Origin of the sequence: Mesorhizobium sp. UC74_2 (genome assembly GCF_042701485.1) — a bacterium.
Classification (GTDB): domain Bacteria; phylum Pseudomonadota; class Alphaproteobacteria; order Rhizobiales; family Rhizobiaceae; genus Mesorhizobium.
Genome location: NZ_CP170562.1, coordinates 2,159,584 through 2,175,703 on the forward strand (window position 1 = coordinate 2,159,584; position 16,120 = coordinate 2,175,703).

The following is a 16,120-nucleotide window of genomic DNA, read 5'->3' on the forward strand; positions in this document are numbered from 1 at the left end:
TTCAACGCATATGAAAACCGCCCCTGATGCAGCGGCATCAGGGGCGGCGAAACGTCAGCCGAGGCGTGAACGGTCAGCGCTTGGCGATGGGCACATAGTCGCGCTCTGGCGCGCCGGTATAGAGCTGGCGAGGACGGCCGATCTTCTGGTGTGGATCCTCGATCATCTCCTTCCACTGCGCGATCCAGCCGACTGTGCGTGCGACGGCGAACAGCACGGTGAACATGGTGGTGGGGAAGCCGAGCGCCTTCAGCGTGATGCCGGAATAGAAGTCGATGTTCGGATAGAGCTTCTTCTCGATGAAATATTCATCGGTCAGCGCGATCCTTTCGAGCTCGATGGCCACATCGAGTGTCGGATCGTCCTTGATGCCGAGTTCACCCAGCACTTCGTGCGTGGTCTTCTGCATGATCTTGGCACGCGGATCGTAGTTCTTGTAGACGCGATGACCGAAGCCCATCAGGCGGAACGGGTCGTTCTTGTCCTTGGCGCGGGCGATGTACTCCGGGATGCGGTCGACGCTGCCGATCTCGGACAGCATGTTGAGCGCGGCCTCGTTGGCACCGCCATGCGCAGGTCCCCACAGGCAGGCGATGCCGGCTGCGATGCAGGCGAATGGATTGGCGCCCGAAGAGCCAGCCAGCCGCACCGTGGAGGTCGAGGCGTTCTGCTCATGGTCGGCATGAAGGATGAAGATGCGCTCCATGGCGCGTGCCAGCACCGGATTGACCTTGTATTCCTCGCAAGGCACGGCAAAGCACATATGCAGGAAGTTGGCAGCGAAGTTGAGCTCGTTCTTCGGATAAACGAAGGGCTGGCCAATGTGGTATTTGTAGGCCATCGCCGCGATGGTCGGCATCTTGGCTATGAGGCGCACGGACGCAACCATGCGCTGGTAAGGATCGGAGATGTCGGTCGAGTCGTGGTAGAAGGCCGACAGGGCGCCGACCACGCCGCACATGACCGCCATCGGGTGCGCGTCGCGGCGGAAACCGGTGAAGAACCGGGTCATCTGCTCATGCACCATGGTATGGCGCGTGACCCGGTAGTCGAAATCGTCCTTCTGCGCCTTGGTCGGCAGTTCGCCGTAGAGCAGCAGGTAGCATACCTCCAGGAAATCGCCGTGCTCGGCAAGCTGATCGATCGGATAGCCCCTGTGCAAGAGCACGCCGGCATCGCCGTCGATGTAGGTTATGGCCGACTCGCAGCTCGCCGTTGACGTGAAGCCGGGATCGTAGGTGAAAGCTCCGGTCGTCGAATAAAGCGCACCGATGTCGATAACGTCCGGACCGACCGAACCGCTTCGGACCTTGAACTCGTGGGTCTTGCCGTCGAGCTCCAGTTTCGCCGTCTGTCCGGTCATTGCAAACTCCTTCTTGTTCCCTGGTCTGCAGGCCAGGACGATCCGCTACGCGGAACGCCACAAGCCCTTGAAATGCGCGAGATTACAGCCGCCGGAATAGTTAGGGCTGATTGATCCGGCGGCAATGTTGCACCGCAAAAGAAACCTTTCAATGCTAAAGTTCTTGGACCAGAACTCCTAATCGATTTGATCTGCGATGCGAGCAAGACTTTCGTCACGACCAAGCACGGCGAGCACGTCGAAGACGCCGGGTGAGGTGCTGCGGCCGGTCAGTGCCGCACGCAGAGGCTGCGCCACCTTGCCGAGTTTGACGCCCGCCGTTTCGGCATAGGCGCGTACCGCGGCTTCGGTCGTGGCGACGGTCCACTCGTCAAGTGCCTGGAAATGGCCAAGCACGGCTTTGAGAACGGCCTTTGCGTCGACGTCGAGCAGCGAGGCTGCTTTTTCGTCCAGTTGCAGCGGTCGCTGGGCCGCGATGAAATAAAGACTGTCGGCCAGTTCCACCAGCGTCTTGGCGCGTTCCTTCAGGCCGGGCATCGCCTGCAGCACCTGGGCTTTCTTCCTGTCGTCCAGCTGGTCGACCAGTGCTTCCCCATTGGGCAGATAGGGCAGCGTATCGAAAAACACCTGGGTCAGCGCCGCATCGTCCATACCCCGCATGTGCACGCCGTTCAGCGCCTCAAGCTTGGCGAAGTCGAAGCGGGCAGCACCCTTGTTGACGTCGACGATATCGAACCACGACACCATCTGCTCGATCGACATGACCTCATCATCACCATGGCTCCAGCCAAGGCGGGCGAGATAGTTGAGCAGCGCCTCAGGCAGGTAGCCCATGGCGCGATAGGCCTCGACGCCGAGCGCGCCATGACGCTTGGAAAGCTTTGCACCATCGGCACCATGGATCAGCGGAATATGCGCCATCTTTGGCACATCCCAGCCCATGGCGCGATAAATCGCGGTCTGCCGGGCGGCGTTGGTCAGGTGATCATCGCCCCGGATGATGTGAGTGACACCCATGTCGTGATCGTCGACCACGACAGCATGCATGTAGGTCGGCACGCCGTCCGAGCGCAGGATGATGAAATCGTCGAGATCCTTGTTGGGAAAACGCACCTCTCCCTGCACGAGATCGTTGACCACGGTCTCGCCTTCGCGCGGCACCTTGATGCGGATCGCACCTGCCACACCCTCCGGAGCCTCGGAAGCATCACGGTCGCGCCAGTGGCCGTTATAGCGCGGCGGCAGTCCCTGCGCGCGGGCGGATTCACGCATGACGTCCAACTCGGCTGGCGTCTCGTAGGCATAATAGGCCTTGCCCAGCCGCACCAGTTCCTCGGCGACCTCGCGGTGGCGCGCGGCGCGCTGGAATTGCGAAACGGCCTCGCCGTCCCAGGTCATGCCCAGCCAACTCAGTCCTTCGAGGATGGCGGCGGTGGCGGCGTCAGTCGAGCGCTCGCGGTCGGTATCCTCGATGCGCAGCAGCATCTTGCCATTGGTGTGCCTGGCGTAGAGCCAATTGAACAGCGCCGTGCGTGCGCCGCCAATATGCAGATAACCAGTGGGGGAGGGAGCGAAACGGGTTACGACCTGATCGGACATGGAACTCTCGGGAAGAAGCGCAGGAGCGCGGACTTTCGTTGTTTGGGCGTTCATGTAGCATAGGAGGTCAGGGGCGCAAGGGGCAGGCCCGATGGCTGGACCGGGGAGGGTTGGGCGAGGGGGCGCTGATGCCGAACAGGGCATCAACGAGCGTCTTCTATTCGTGTCTCCGGCCGTCGATGACAGCAATGCCGCGGCGGCATCGCCTGACATTCAGCCGATCGGAATGCCATCATCGCTCGATGATCTGCTGGCAGCGCGCCAGCATCCTCGTTCCGATGCCCTGGATATGCCTTCCGGCGACAAGCCATGGCTGGAAACCCGCTGGCAGAACTTGCGAAAGCTGGTTGGCGGGGACCTGCGCGGCCCGTTCGCCGGGGCGATCGCGTTGGAGCTGGATCGCGGCGTCGCGTTCCTGTTCGCGCCGGTCTTTCTCGGGGCTGGAGCGACGGTCTATTTCTCACTCGATCGCGAGCCGGCCTTCGCGCAGTTGATTGCCGGCAGTGCTGTCCTTGCTGTCATTGCGCTGCTTTCACGCTCCCGCCTTGGCTTGCATCTCGCCGCGATGGCCGTCCTCTTCCTCGTGCTCGGTATCCTTGCCGGCAAGGTCGAGACGTGGCGCATGCCGAGCAACGTACTGGGAGCACAGGTGTCGACCAGGGTGACAGGCCGCGTCATTTCAGTCGAGCCGATGGCCAGTGGACGCACGCGGCTGACGCTCGACGTCATCGGTACTGAAAAGCCCAAGCTACGCTATCAGCCGGAGCGGGTGCGGCTTTCGGCTTTGGCAATGCCGGCCGAAATCCGCGCCGGGTCGATCGTGTCCGGCTATGCCCGGCTGATGCCGCCAGCCGGTCCGGTGCGGCCCGGCGGCTATGATTTTTCTTTCGAAAGCTATTTCGACGGGATCGGCGCGACTGGGTTCTTCATGGGCAAGCCGAAGCTTGAATCCCTGGAGAAGGTACCTGCATCGCTGCCCACTCGGCTGTCGGTGGCCGTCGAGACCGCACGCGAAACGATCGCGGATCGCATTCGCGCTTCGATTGGTGGGCCTGAGGGCGAGATCGCCGCGGCACTGATTGTCGGGGTGCGCGCCGGCATTCCGGACTCCGTCAACGAAGCCATGCGAAGGACGGGTATCTATCACATCATCTCGATATCCGGCCTGCACATGGCACTCGTCGCAGGAACCGTGATGTTACTGCTGCGCGGCGCTTTCGCGTTGTTTCCGGATTTCTCAGCGCGCCGGCCGGTCAAGAAATATGCTGCGTTCGCAGCCATTTGTTCGATTTCCGCATATCTCGCGATCTCCGGGGTGGTGGTCGCGGCGGAGCGTAGTTTCATCATGCTGTCGGTGATGCTGATTGCGGTACTGTTCGACCGAGCGGCGCTGTCGATGCGCAACCTGGCAATCTCGGCGATGATCGTGATCCTGACCGCGCCGCATGAAGTGGTCGGTCCGTCTTTCCAGATGTCGTTCGCCGCGACTGCCGCCTTGATCGGCGCGTATGCGGCTTGGGCGCAACGGCGTGAAGTCATGCCTACCCCGGCACCGCTGGCACGCTCGTTCACCGGCTTTCTCGCGCACAAGTCGCTGATTGCGGTTGCTGGCATGGCAGCAACCTCGATCATCGCCGGCCTTGCCACGGCGCTGTTCGCGGTCTGGCATTTCCAGCGGGTCTCACCCCTGAGTTTGTTCGCCAACCTGGCGGTGATGCCAGTGGTTTCGTTTGTCATGCTGGCTGCCGTTCTCAGCGCGATTGCCATGCCGTTTGGCGCCGATGGACCGTTTCTCTATGCGATGGGCAAGGGACTGACGGTGATGATGGTGATCGCGGACTGGATTTCGCAGCGCTCCCCGGTTGACGGGGTTGGCCTTGTCTCGACGCAATCGGTGCTCTTCATTGCCGTGGCGCTTGCCATCGGTGCGATGGCGACGACATGGCTACGTTTGCTGGCATTGCCATTTGTGCTGGCCGGTCTGACAGCGATGGGCAATGTAGAAACGCCCGATGTGTTGATCTCGGAGGACGCACGGCTCGTTGCCCTGCCAGTCGGCGATGACAAACTCGCTGTCAGCCGGGCACGACCCAATCCCTTCACGCTCGACAACTGGCGCCGGGCGCTCAACGTAGAGACGACGGTCTTGCCAGAAGATGTTTCGAGTGACGTCGAACTGACTGTAGAAAATGCACTCGACATGCCGCTTGGCACGCCATTCCTGTGCACACGCCAGCTGTGCTTCGCTCGCCATCCATCGGGTGCTGTCGTGGTGACGACCGCTCGCATCGATGCAGCCAGATCGGCTTGCGGAGTCGCGGCACTCATTGTGATCGACGATGCGACCGCACCAGACCCCTGCAACGATCCGACTGTGGTGGTCGTCACCAAGCAGGATCTGGCCCGCGTCGGCAGTGCTGCGGTGCGCTTCGATTCCTCGCCAGATAAGCCGGCTAATATCTCGTTCGCGATCGATGCCAAAGATCGACCCTGGCATGTCCAGCGGGAATTTACGCGCGAGGCGAGGGGATTGCCGCCTCGTCTTGAAAAAACGCCTAAATCCAAGCCCAAACCGTCGAACTCAAACCACCCCGCCCATTCAGACACACAATTTCCCGGAAAGTCTGTTTCCGGCAATCTGTAGTCGGCTAAATTTGTAGGGTGTCCGGTCTAATAGCGACGGATCAATCCGACCAGTTTACCCTGTACCTTGACCCGATCCGGTCCAAAGATTCGTGTTTCATAGGCAGGATTGGCTGCTTCCAACGCAATCGAGGCACCCTTGCGACGGAAACGCTTGAGCGTCGCCTCTTCCTCATCGACCAATGCCACGACGATCTCGCCGGGATTGGCCGAATTGGCATTGCGGATGATGACCGTATCGCCATCGAAAATGCCGGCTTCGATCATGGAGTCGCCTTTGACTTCCAGGGCGTAGTGCTCGCCTCCCGAAATCATGTCCGGCGGTACGGAAATCGAATGGGTGCGGTGCTGGATCGCGTCGATCGGTACACCGGCAGCGATGCGTCCCATCACGGGGATGGAAACGGAAGCTGCGACGTCGTCGTCATTGCTAGGCGCCTGCAGGCGTTGCGGCTCCTTGGGTACAGAACGCCCCAGGCTGCCCTGGATGACCGCCGGAGAAAATTTCCTGGCTGCGTTAAGGCCGGGAGCAATCGAATCCGGCAACCGCAGCACTTCCAGCGCGCGAGCCCGGTTCGGCAATCGGCGGATGAAGCCACGTTCCTCCAGAGCAGTTATTAGCCTGTGGATTCCTGACTTGGAGGCCAGGTCCAGCGCCTCTTTCATTTCGTCGAAAGAAGGGGGGATTCCGCTTTCCTTCAGCCGCTCATGGATGAAGAGCAAGAGCTCATGTTGCTTGCGTGTCAGCATCGCCACCCTCCGTGGAACGGAACCGGAATCAGAAAAACAAACCCGGAACAAACACTATCTGTTCCATTTGTGTTCCGCAACCATTTAAAGTTTAATGAATTTGTTGACGCTTTGTTCAGCCTAGCAAGAAGCCAGGCCGTTCTCTGTTGCCATATCTCCCGTCGCAGAGCCGGCCGAAGGATGCTGCCCTACCCTTACTCGGCAAATAGATTCTCAGCCATGTAGTCCACGAAAACCCGTACTTTGGGCGAGAGATGGCGATTTGTCGGCCACAATATTCGAAACGTACCCGTTTCGCCGAGATAATCCGTCAGCAGCGGTACCAACTTGCCTTCGGCCAATTCTGCAGACACGGCGAACGGCGGCAGACAGGTGATACCGAAGGACCGTTCGGCGAGGTAGATCAGCGGCTCCAGCGTGCTGGCAACGGTGGTCACGGGAAGATCGAGTTTCAGGTCACAACCGCTGCGCACGAGGGGCCAGGGCTCGAGCCGCCCCGAATTCGCATAACGATGGTGGAGACAGCGGTGCTTGAGCAGGTCCTCCGGCACTCTGGGCGTGCCATGTTCGGCGAGATATTTCGGTGCCGCGACGAGTTTGTGCCGAAAAGTACCGAGTTTGCGGCTTATCAGGCGCGTGTCCCGGATGTCTCCGGTGCGGATCACCGCGTCAAAGCCCTCTTCGATGACGTCGACCAGCCGGTCTGTAAAATCAAGGTCGAGATTGATATCCGGATATTGTTCCATGAAGGCCGATATAGTGGGCATCAACAGCATGCCCGCGAGCGGGAGAGAGACGCGAAGCTGTCCTCGAGGGCTCGCCTGCGATCTCGAAAGCTGGATCTGCGCTTGTTCGTATTCCGATTGAATGCGCCGGCAGGTTTCGAGAAAGAAACTGCCTTCCTCTGTCAGAGCCATACTCCGTGTCGAGCGGTGAAAGAGACGGGCGCCCATTTCGTTTTCGAGCCGCGCAATCGCCTTGCCGACGGCCGAGGCTGTGAGGCCGAGCCGGCGCGCGGCACCGATAAAGCTACCGGCTTCCGCAACCTGTACGAAGATACCGAGTGGTCCAAGCTTGTCCAATTGCGGAATTTTCTTCGTTATTGATGGGAGAGAATGGGCATTTATCTGCTCATCTGTCCTGAATATCCAGAGGTTGCCGCGGCAAGATCGCCGCAATCGTCAGATGGAGACACTCATGGACAAGCCTACCGCAGCCTTTTCTGCATCTCCTCAGTCAACGACTTTTGTCGTGAACGTCATTCACGCCCATCCAGGAAAGCAGGAGGAGGCGTTTGCTGTCATCCAGGATGTCGTGCACTACGTGGCAGAGCGCAAGGAAGGTTTTCTCTGGAGTACGCTCGCCAAGAGCACCGACGGCGAAACCGTCGTCAATGTCGAAGCAATCCACGGTGCCGGCAATGTCAGCGAGTTTTTCTCCGATCCTGTATTCCTGGAGAAATTCCGGAAGCTCGACACCGTATCGAGAAGCGAATTCCACACCTACACGGTCGATGACCTTGTCTTGCCGAAGCGCGCAGTGAAGTGATCGTCAGATGAACTGCCCGGGGCAGCACTGGATATCCAGTTGTACCACTGCCGCTGACAGCATCGAAAACAGGCGCACCCATCGCTTCAGGTGAGCCGAAAATATCCGGGAGCCAGCGGCGGACAGGAGTCTGAGCAGCCCGAACAAAGTGACGTTGTCGGCTCCCGGTATTGTCTCAGAGACCGCATCCTCTGGTCTCGTTCGCACAAAGTCGCCGCAAGAAGACCTTAATTTATTTCGGAACGTGTATCTGCCAGCGACATTCTTCCTTTGGGCAATCTTGCTTGAAAGGAGAGAACGATGAAAACGCTTCTTCCTATGTATGCCCTTTGCGCAATGCTCGCAGGCATTGGCGCCACCTATGCACAGGACACCGTGGTGGTTCCAGAAACGCGGACCTTGGTGGTCCCCGAAGCACGGCCAAATGCGATCGTGATCCAACCGGAGCAAAAGACCGTCATCCGCGAATACGTCCACAAGAATCCGGTGGCCTCAATCAACGTTCTGGGCTTGGAGCTCAATCTGGGCTCGAGGGTACCCGAAACGGTGACGCTCCATGAAGTTCCCGACACACGGTACCGCTACACTGTCATCGACAACAGGACAGTTCTCGTGGATCCGGAAACCCACGAAATCGTCGAAGTCCTGAATTGATCCGATGATCGAGCCCTGGCTGACGGAAGACAGCCAGGGCCCCCTGGAGTCAGCGCAGCATCAATACGTTGCAGATGGAGCCGGCTTCTGCTGCCGCAGCGTGCGGCGCTCGAATGATCAAGCCATTGGCCTCCGAGAGAGTCCGGAGCATCGAGGAATCCTGCACGCCAAACGGGGTAGCCCTCAATGCGTCGCCGTCGAGTTCGACCCGGGCACGGATGTAGTCCTGACGGCGGTCATTGGCTCCCATGTTGGTGGCGAGCCGCGCTTCGCGGATGTTCTGGCTGAAAGGCCGTCCACCGAGTTGCGCGAGCAGGGGTTTCAGGAAAAGTTGCGAGCAGACCAGACTAGCCACGGGGTTGCCGGGCAGCCCGATGCAGCGGATTGCACCCATGCGGCCGAACATCAGTGGTTTTCCGGGGCGCATGGCGAGCTTCCAGAAATCCAATGTCATGCCTTCACCGGTCAGGACCTCATGGACGAGATCATGGTCTCCGACAGAAGCGCCACCCAGCGTGACGATCACGTTGGCGCCAGCCTCGACTGCCTGCCGTATTGCGGCGGCTATTGCTTCCCTGTTGTCGGGGGCGATGCCAAGGTCCAGCGCACGCGCACCGACGGACTGAGCTGCCGCTGCCACTCCATAGGCATTGGACGAGATGATCTGATCCGGCCCCGGCGTGCTACCAGGTGGAAGCAACTCGTCGCCGGTGGCGATGATGGCCACCAGTGGGCGGCGCACCACGGCAACGGCCGGATGGTTGGCGGAAGCGGCAAGCGAGAGCGCGGCGGCGTCGAGAACCCGGCCCTTCTTGAGCAATACGTCACCGGCATTGAAGTCCAGGCCTTTGCGACGGACATTACGCCCCTCGGAAGAGGGCTCGTGAACCTCGATCGTGTCGTCGCCGAGGTCGCTTACGTTTTCCTGGATCACGATGGTATCGGCGCCGGTGGGCAGAGGTGCACCCGTAAAGACACGCACCGCCTCGCCGCTGCCGACTGTGCCCCGGAACGCACGGCCGGCTGGTGCGCTGCCGATCACCTTCAACCTGGCCGGCGTTGCTGCGACGTCGGCAGCTTTCGCTGCATAGCCATCCATGGCGGAAGCATCGAAAGGCGGCTGGGTGCGCAGCGCCGCCAACGGGGCCGCCAGCACCCGGTCAAAGGCGTCCGCCAACGCTACGGTCTCGGCACCAAGCGGTTCGGCATCGCTCAGCAGCCGCTGTAACGCTTCTTCGACCGGAACCAGCGACATCAGGCGCCCGCCTTGTAGTCTCCGGACTTCCCGCCGGTTTTTTCCACCAGCCTTATGCCGGAGATGGTCATTGCGCGATCCACTGCCTTGGCCATGTCGTAGATGGTGAGACAGGCGACTGAAGCGGCTGTGAGCGCCTCCATCTCGACGCCGGTCTTTCCGGTGACGCGGGCAAGTGCCGTGACCTTCAGGCCAGGCAAGGCGTGGTCCGGTTCGATATCGAGTGAAACCTTGGTCAACAGCAGGGGATGACAGAGCGGGATCAGCTCATGTGCCTTTTTTGCGGCCATAATCCCAGCGATGCGGGCAGTCCCCAGCACATCGCCTTTCTTGGCATTTCCGTCGAGGATCATGGCCAGTGTCGCAGCCTGCATCGAAACGCAACCTTCGGCCACCGCTGTGCGCACCGTCTCGGCCTTGTCGCCGACATCGACCATGTGCGCCTCGCCCTGCGCACCAAGATGGGTGAGGGCGTTCCCGGACATCTTCAGACGGCCTCGGCTCTGGCATCGAGGCCGAGCAATTCGCGCGTTGCCGCTGTTACGTCGGCCTGCCGCATCAGGCTCTCGCCGACGAGGAAGGTGCCGATGCCGCTTTTTTCCATGCGGCGGCAGTCGTCATGGGTGAAGATGCCGCTTTCGCTGACCAGCAAGCGATCGGCCGGCACCATCGCCGCCAGCCGTTCTGAGGTTTCGAGACTGGTCTCGAACGTGCGCAGGTTGCGATTGTTGATGCCGAGGAGGCGCGACCTGAGTTTCAGGGCGCGCTCGGTCTCTTTCTCGTCATGCACCTCGACCAGCGCGTCCATGCCGAGCGAAAAAGCGGTATCCTCGAGCTCCGCGGCCAGGCGATCATCGACACTTGCCATGATGATGAGGATCGCGTCGGCGCCCCAGGCGCGCGCTTCGTAAACCTGGTAGGGATCGAACAGGAAGTCCTTCCGCAATGCCGGAAGAGCAACAGCCTCGCGGGCCGAGGTCAGGAACTCCGGCGCGCCCTGGAAAGATGGTGAATCGGTCAGCACCGACAGGCAGGCAGCACCGCCGGCCTGGTATGCCTTCGCGAGGACCGGTGGGTCGAAGTCGGCGCGGATCAATCCCTTGGACGGGCTTGCCTTCTTGATCTCCGCGATCAGCGCAAAGGCACCGGCAGCGCGCTTGGCTTCGAGTGCGGCCAGGAAACTGCGCGGACGGTCGGCATCGGCGGCACGCGCCTTGATCTCGGCGAGCGGTATGCGCGCCTTGGCATCGGCAATCTCTTCGCGCTTGTAGGCTTCGATCTTGCGCAGGATATCGGCCATTGTCGTCGGTCCTGACTTATTCGTTGGAAACCTTGACCAGCGTTTCCAGCACTGCCCTGGCCTTGCCGGAGTCGATGGCTGTCGCGGCCTGTTTCACTCCGTCTTCGAGGGTTGCCGCCCTGCCAGCCACCACCAGGCCCGCACCGGCGTTCATCAGCACAGTATCACGATATGCACCCGGCGCGCCGGAAAGCAGCTTGCGCAGGGCCTCTGCATTGTAGCTGGCATCACCGCCGCGCAGGTCCTGTTTGCTATGACGTTTCAACTCGACCATCTCCGGCGTCAGCTTGAAGGTGCGGATTGCGCCGCCAACCAGTTCAGCCACGTCGGTCTCGCCGGTGGTGGTGATTTCGTCATAGCCGTCGCCGTGCGCCACCCAGGCGTGGTCGGCGCCCAGTGCCTTCAACGTCTCCGCTACCGGAACGATCCATTCCGGCGCGAACACGCCGACCATCTGGCGGCCGACGCCTGCAGGATTGGAGAGGGGCCCAAGCAGGTTGAAAATCGTGCGGGTGCCAAGTTCGCCGCGCACCGGGCCGACATGTTTCATGGCTGGATGATGTGAGGGCGCGAACATGAAGCCGACGCCAGCCCTGGCAATGCAATCACCGATCGCTTCGGGCGTGAGGTCGATCTTGATGCCGAGGCCGGTCAACACGTCGGCCGAACCAGTCTGTGAGGAGAGGCCACGATTGCCATGCTTGGCCACTGGAACGCCGGCGCCTGCGACGACGAAAGCGGATGCAGTCGAAATGTTGAGCGAATGCGAACCGTCCCCGCCTGTGCCGACGATATCGACCGCGCCGGCTGGGGCCTCTACGCGCAGCATCTTGTCGCGCATGGTTGCGACCGCGCCGGAAATCTCGCTGACGGCTTCCCCACGCACGCGCAGCGCCATCAGGAAGCCGCCGATCTGGCCTGGCGTTGCATCGCCCGACATGATGATGTCAAAGGCTTCGCGCGCTTCCTCGAAGGACAGTGTATTGCCCGCCGCAACCTTGGCGATATGAGGCTTCAGAGCACTCATCGGATCTGCTGAGCCTGCTCTATCGCCACCTGGTCAACCTTGACGCTGAACTGCGACTGCAGCTGTGCGACCATTTCTTCCAGCAGGTCATCGGACATGCCGGACGCGAAGGACTTCCTGACGTCGTCGGGAACCGCCGAGGCGTCGGCGGCCGCTGGCTCGAACACTTCCGCCACCTTGAACAGGATCTTGGCGGTACCTGTCGGGGCAGAGACGATGCCGGAGCCACCTTCGGCGACGGCAAAGGCAGCCGTGGTGCCTTCCTTGCCAAAGTCGGCATCGTCGGCTTCACGCTTCAAGCCGCGCTTGGTCTGCTTTTCGAGCTTGAGTTCGCCGGCGACGGTATCGAGGGTGGCTCCTGCCTTGACGCGCTTTTCCAGCTCGTCCGCCTTGGCGGCAAGCCGCTTCTCAGCTTCGGCCTCGGTCCAGTCCGCGACTACCTTCTGCCGCACTTCATCCAAGGTGCGATCACGAGCCGGCGTGACGCCGTTCAATTCGTAAAAGACATAGCCATTGTCGGCGGTGGTCAGCCCCTCATTCTCGATGCCCTGTTCGGCGTCAAATACAGCGCGGATCAGGGACACCGATTCCGGAAGGCCGTTCACGACCGTCCCGTCCGGCCGCTGGCCAGTCCGGTCGATGGCCTCGATCGGGACCACCTTCAACTTCAGCTTGTCGGCGGATTCCTGCATGGTGGAGCCGCCAGCACGCGCATCCTCATAGGAATCGTGTGTATCGAGCAGGATGCGGCTCGCTTCGTTGACGGCCAGTTCCTTGCGGATCTGGTCGGATACTTCGGCGACCGACTTCACCACTTCCGGCTTGATTTCGGTGACGCGGAGCAAGACTGGGCCAAAGGCACCCTTGACGACCGAGCTTACTTCATTGGCCTTGAGTGCGAAGGCGGCTTCCGCCACAGCTTTGTCGGCGATCTTGTCCTTGGCCAGCGTTCCAATCAGCGTGTCGGCGGGGGTCTTGCCTTCGGCAGTCACCAGCTTGTCGAAAGTCGCGCCGCTGCGCAGCGAATCGAATGCCGCGGTTGCAGCTTCCGGTGACTTGAAGACGAGCTGTTCGATCGTGCGGGTCTCGGGTGTCGTGTAGCGGGCCTTGTTCTTCTCGTAGTCGTCCTTGATCTGCTGCTCGGTCACCGCGGAGAGGTCCATGATGTCCTCGGGCTCAAGGCGGACATAGGAAAACTTCCGGTATTCGGGGGCGGCATATTTCTTCTTGTTGGCCTCGAAATAGGCGTTCAGATCGCTGTCGGACGGCGCCGGGATCGGCTCGACCAGCGACTTCGGCAGGACCAGGTAATCGATGGTGCGGTCTTCTCCGCGGTAAAGCGCGACAGCCTTCAGGAATGTATCCGGCGCCTGCATGCCGTCGGAGACAGCTTCGACGATCTGCTGGCGGGTCGCCACCTGCACGCGGTTCTTCAGATAGTCTTCCGGCCGCATGCCGATCTGCCGCAGCACATAGTCGAACAGGCGGCGGTCGAACTGGCCGTTGCCGCCCTTGAAGGCTGGATCGTCACGGGTGAGTTCGGCAACACGATCCTCGGAGAGGCCAAGACCAAGTTTGCGGGCCTGCTCATCCAGTACCGCGCCCGAAACAAGTTGCACGAGCACGCGGTTGTCGACGCCAAGCGCCTTGGCCTGTTCCCGCGTCAGCCGCTGGCCGAACTGCTGCGACATGACATTGAGCTCGCGATCATAGGCGAGGCGATATTCCGTGACGGAAACCGACGTGCCTCCCGTCGTCAGCACGCTGTGGTGCCCGGCGATCGTGCCCATCATGCGGCTGGAGATGCCCCAAACAGCGAAGCTGACCACCAAGAGGGAGAGCAGGGCTTTCGCGACCCAGGTTCCCGCCGCGCTTCGCAATGTAGAGAGCATGATGATGTCCGTATTTGAAGTAAGCCAAGCGCAATAGCGTCCTTCAAGCCTACTGTCGATTGCTTTGTGGCCTGTTTTTGGTAGGGAAGGCGCGAACAGAACGATCGGAGAACCGCAGAATGACGCCAGGTATACGTCCCCTTGTGGCAGGCAACTGGAAGATGAACGGAACCGGCGCTTCGCTTGGTGAACTGCGTTCGATCGGCCATGGCTTCATGAGCGGCCTGGACACGGAAGCCGATGCGCTTGTCTGCGTCCCGGCGACGCTGCTTTCGCGCGCTGCCGAGGCGGTTGCAGGCACTCCGGTCAAGGTTGGCGGCGAAGATTGCCACGCCAAGGAAAACGGTGCGCATACCGGTGATATTTCAGCGGAGATGCTGAAGGATGCTGGTGCCAGCCATGTCATCGTCGGGCATTCCGAGCGTCGCACCGACCATGGTGAGGACGATGCGACCGTCCACGCCAAGGCGGAAGCGGCCTGGCGCGCCGGTCTTGTCGCGATCATCTGCATAGGCGAGACCCGCGAGCAGCGCGAACAGGGTGCCACACTCGATATCCTTTCCCGTCAGGTAGCCGGTTCGGTACCGGCGAGTGCTACGGCCGTGAATGCTGTCCTGGCCTACGAGCCAGTGTGGGCGATCGGCACCGGCCTGACGCCGACAAGCGGTGATGTCGCCGAAGCACATGCTCATATCCGTGCGAAACTTGCCGAAAAGCTCGGCGCAGTCGAAGCGGCGAAGATTCGCATTCTTTATGGCGGTTCGGTCAAACCTTCCAATGCGGTCGAGTTGCTGGGCGTTGCCAATGTCGACGGTGCGCTGGTCGGCGGCGCCAGCCTCAAGGCCGCCGACTTTCTCGGCATCGCCGAGGCGTATCGGAGCCTCTAGGGACGCGGTCGGCGGTTGCAAAGGCGACCCCGATCCCCATATTCGGGTGCCGGGCTTGGAAATGCCACGAAAGCATTGTATGAGCCGCCACCTGTTCACCGGTCGCCGCTGGTGTCCGCGCCAGTTTTGCCAAGGTAGACAATGCAAACCGTCCTGATCGTCATCCATCTCATGATCGTGCTCGCGCTTGTCGGCGTGGTGCTTCTGCAACGCTCGGAAGGCGGCGGTCTCGGCATCGGTGGTGGTTCGGGTTTCATGACCGCGCGTGGTGCGGCCAACGCGTTGACGCGGGCAACCGCGATCCTGGCAGCGGCTTTCTTCGCCACGTCGCTCATCCTTTCGATCTTCGCTCGTTATGGCGGCAAGCCGACCGACTTCCTGGATCGTGCTCCGATCACGCAGCAGACAGGCGGCAAGGGTGTCCTCGACCAGCTTCCCGGCAACACCACGCCGGCTGCACCGGCCGGCAATACGGCTCCGACCCCGCCGTCGGGTGACGCGGCCAAGCCGCAGTCGACGCAGCCTGCCGCACCTGCCAACGGCGCTGCCGCTCCTGCGGCCAACGGCACGACGGCTCCCGCAGCGCAGCAGCCCGCCCAGCCGCAGGTTCCAAACCAGTAAGAATTGGACGCAAGGCTTTCCGTGATGAACGCCCGCCAGGCCGACCGGTCCGGCGGGCGTTTTCGTTTTTGGCGACGACTTGTCCTCAAGGCGTAAGCCTTTCGAGGGTCTATCCAGAGTTTGAAGGTCCTACTAGGCTCCGTGCAGTTCGTCCCCGAGGAGCCAGATAATGCCAAGCAGCATCAAGGAGATGATGGCGACCGCGAATGCGGCGGTGCCGAAGATCACTGCGGACGAGGCCCGAAAATTGATTGCCAGCGAGAATGCCTTGGTCGTTGACGTGCGTGACGCGCCGGAAGTCCTGGCCAGCGGCAAGATCAAAGGTGCAATCAACATCTCGCGTGGCATGCTGGAGTTCCGCGCCGACGCGGATACGCCCTATCACAACGCGGAGCTTCGTAAGGATCGGCCGATCATTCTCTATTGCGCCTCGGGTGGGCGCTCGGCCCTGAGCGGCAAGGTGCTCAAGGATATGGGCTACCAGCGGATTTATAATCTCGGCGGTTTCAAGGATTGGGCCGACGGCGGCGGCGATGTTGAATCGGTTGCATAGCCGGAGTGCCGTGCTCGCCGAACGCCTG

At 61.2% G+C, this 16,120-nt stretch carries 15 protein-coding genes; 6 read left to right on the forward strand and 9 right to left on the reverse strand.

Annotated elements, in window-relative coordinates; all coding sequences use genetic code 11:
• Nucleotides 1-73: 73 nt before the first annotated feature.
• Nucleotides 74-1,363 carry a citrate synthase gene (gene gltA, locus ACFJIU_RS10520; RefSeq protein ID WP_129415086.1) on the reverse strand — a complete coding sequence of 430 codons (1,290 nt, stop codon included), beginning with the start codon at nt 1,361-1,363 and terminating at the stop codon, nt 74-76.
• A gap of 177 nt (nt 1,364-1,540) precedes the next feature.
• Nucleotides 1,541-2,962, reverse strand: coding sequence for a glutamate--tRNA ligase (gene gltX / locus ACFJIU_RS10525; protein ID WP_379070869.1), 1,422 nt, complete (start codon nt 2,960-2,962; stop codon nt 1,541-1,543).
• A 91-nt stretch (nt 2,963-3,053) separates the two neighbouring features.
• On the opposite strand from gltX, the gene ACFJIU_RS10530 reads away from it, so the two are divergent.
• Entirely contained in the window at nt 3,054-5,606 is a 2,553-nt protein-coding gene (locus ACFJIU_RS10530; RefSeq protein WP_379070871.1) for a ComEC/Rec2 family competence protein, read from the forward strand.
• A gap of 26 nt (nt 5,607-5,632) precedes the next feature.
• Here the strand turns inward: ACFJIU_RS10530 and lexA are convergent, their stop codons facing one another.
• Nucleotides 5,633-6,355: a transcriptional repressor LexA gene (gene lexA, locus ACFJIU_RS10535; protein WP_379070873.1), complete on the reverse strand. Its 723-nt coding sequence runs from the start codon at nt 6,353-6,355 to the stop codon at nt 5,633-5,635.
• A 194-nt stretch (nt 6,356-6,549) separates the two neighbouring features.
• The gene (locus ACFJIU_RS10540) at nt 6,550-7,437 is read right to left on the reverse strand and encodes a LysR family transcriptional regulator (RefSeq protein WP_379070876.1); all 888 of its coding nucleotides are present in this window, start codon (nt 7,435-7,437) and stop codon (nt 6,550-6,552) included.
• Nucleotides 7,438-7,552: 115 nt separating this feature from the next.
• Here ACFJIU_RS10540 and ACFJIU_RS10545 point away from each other — a divergent pair, with 115 nt between their 5' ends.
• Together ACFJIU_RS10545 and ACFJIU_RS10550 are read left to right on the forward strand one after the other, a co-directional pair.
• Complete coding sequence (locus tag ACFJIU_RS10545) at nt 7,553-7,903, forward strand: antibiotic biosynthesis monooxygenase (RefSeq protein WP_379070879.1); 351 nt, start codon at nt 7,553-7,555, stop codon at nt 7,901-7,903.
• A 300-nt stretch (nt 7,904-8,203) separates the two neighbouring features.
• Nucleotides 8,204-8,557, forward strand: coding sequence for a DUF1236 domain-containing protein (locus ACFJIU_RS10550; RefSeq protein ID WP_379070882.1), 354 nt, complete (start codon nt 8,204-8,206; stop codon nt 8,555-8,557).
• Nucleotides 8,558-8,606: 49 nt separating this feature from the next.
• Here the strand turns inward: ACFJIU_RS10550 and glp are convergent, their stop codons facing one another.
• Genes glp through ACFJIU_RS10575 form a run of 5 tightly spaced genes read right to left on the reverse strand, consistent with a single transcriptional unit; the run spans nt 8,607 to nt 14,031 of the window.
• Nucleotides 8,607-9,812 (reverse strand): gephyrin-like molybdotransferase Glp, encoded by a 1,206-nt coding sequence (gene glp / locus ACFJIU_RS10555; protein WP_379070885.1) that lies wholly within the window; start codon nt 9,810-9,812, stop codon nt 8,607-8,609.
• Complete coding sequence (gene moaC, locus ACFJIU_RS10560; protein WP_379070888.1) at nt 9,812-10,297, reverse strand: cyclic pyranopterin monophosphate synthase MoaC; 486 nt, start codon at nt 10,295-10,297, stop codon at nt 9,812-9,814. The genes glp and moaC overlap by 1 nt, the downstream gene beginning before the upstream one ends.
• 2 nt (nt 10,298-10,299) lie before the next feature.
• Nucleotides 10,300-11,112, reverse strand: a complete 813-nt coding sequence (trpC, locus tag ACFJIU_RS10565; protein WP_379070891.1) for an indole-3-glycerol phosphate synthase TrpC — start codon at nt 11,110-11,112, stop codon at nt 10,300-10,302.
• Nucleotides 11,113-11,128: 16 nt separating this feature from the next.
• On the reverse strand, nt 11,129-12,139 hold the full coding sequence (gene trpD, locus ACFJIU_RS10570; RefSeq protein WP_379070894.1) for an anthranilate phosphoribosyltransferase: 1,011 nt from the start codon (nt 12,137-12,139) through the stop codon (nt 11,129-11,131).
• The gene (locus ACFJIU_RS10575; protein WP_379070896.1) at nt 12,136-14,031 is read right to left on the reverse strand and encodes a SurA N-terminal domain-containing protein; all 1,896 of its coding nucleotides are present in this window, start codon (nt 14,029-14,031) and stop codon (nt 12,136-12,138) included. Before ACFJIU_RS10575 ends, trpD begins: the two co-directional genes overlap by 4 nt.
• 119 nt (nt 14,032-14,150) lie before the next feature.
• Between ACFJIU_RS10575 and tpiA the strand changes: the two genes are divergently transcribed.
• The 3 genes from tpiA (at nt 14,151) to ACFJIU_RS10590 (ending at nt 16,092) form a co-directional block, all read left to right on the forward strand.
• Nucleotides 14,151-14,918 carry a triose-phosphate isomerase gene (tpiA, locus tag ACFJIU_RS10580; RefSeq protein ID WP_379070899.1) on the forward strand — a complete coding sequence of 256 codons (768 nt, stop codon included), beginning with the start codon at nt 14,151-14,153 and terminating at the stop codon, nt 14,916-14,918.
• Nucleotides 14,919-15,059: 141 nt separating this feature from the next.
• Nucleotides 15,060-15,539: a preprotein translocase subunit SecG gene (gene secG / locus ACFJIU_RS10585; RefSeq protein WP_379070902.1), complete on the forward strand. Its 480-nt coding sequence runs from the start codon at nt 15,060-15,062 to the stop codon at nt 15,537-15,539.
• A 169-nt stretch (nt 15,540-15,708) separates the two neighbouring features.
• Entirely contained in the window at nt 15,709-16,092 is a 384-nt protein-coding gene (locus tag ACFJIU_RS10590; RefSeq protein ID WP_379070904.1) for a rhodanese-like domain-containing protein, read from the forward strand.
• Nucleotides 16,093-16,120 lie beyond the last annotated feature (28 nt).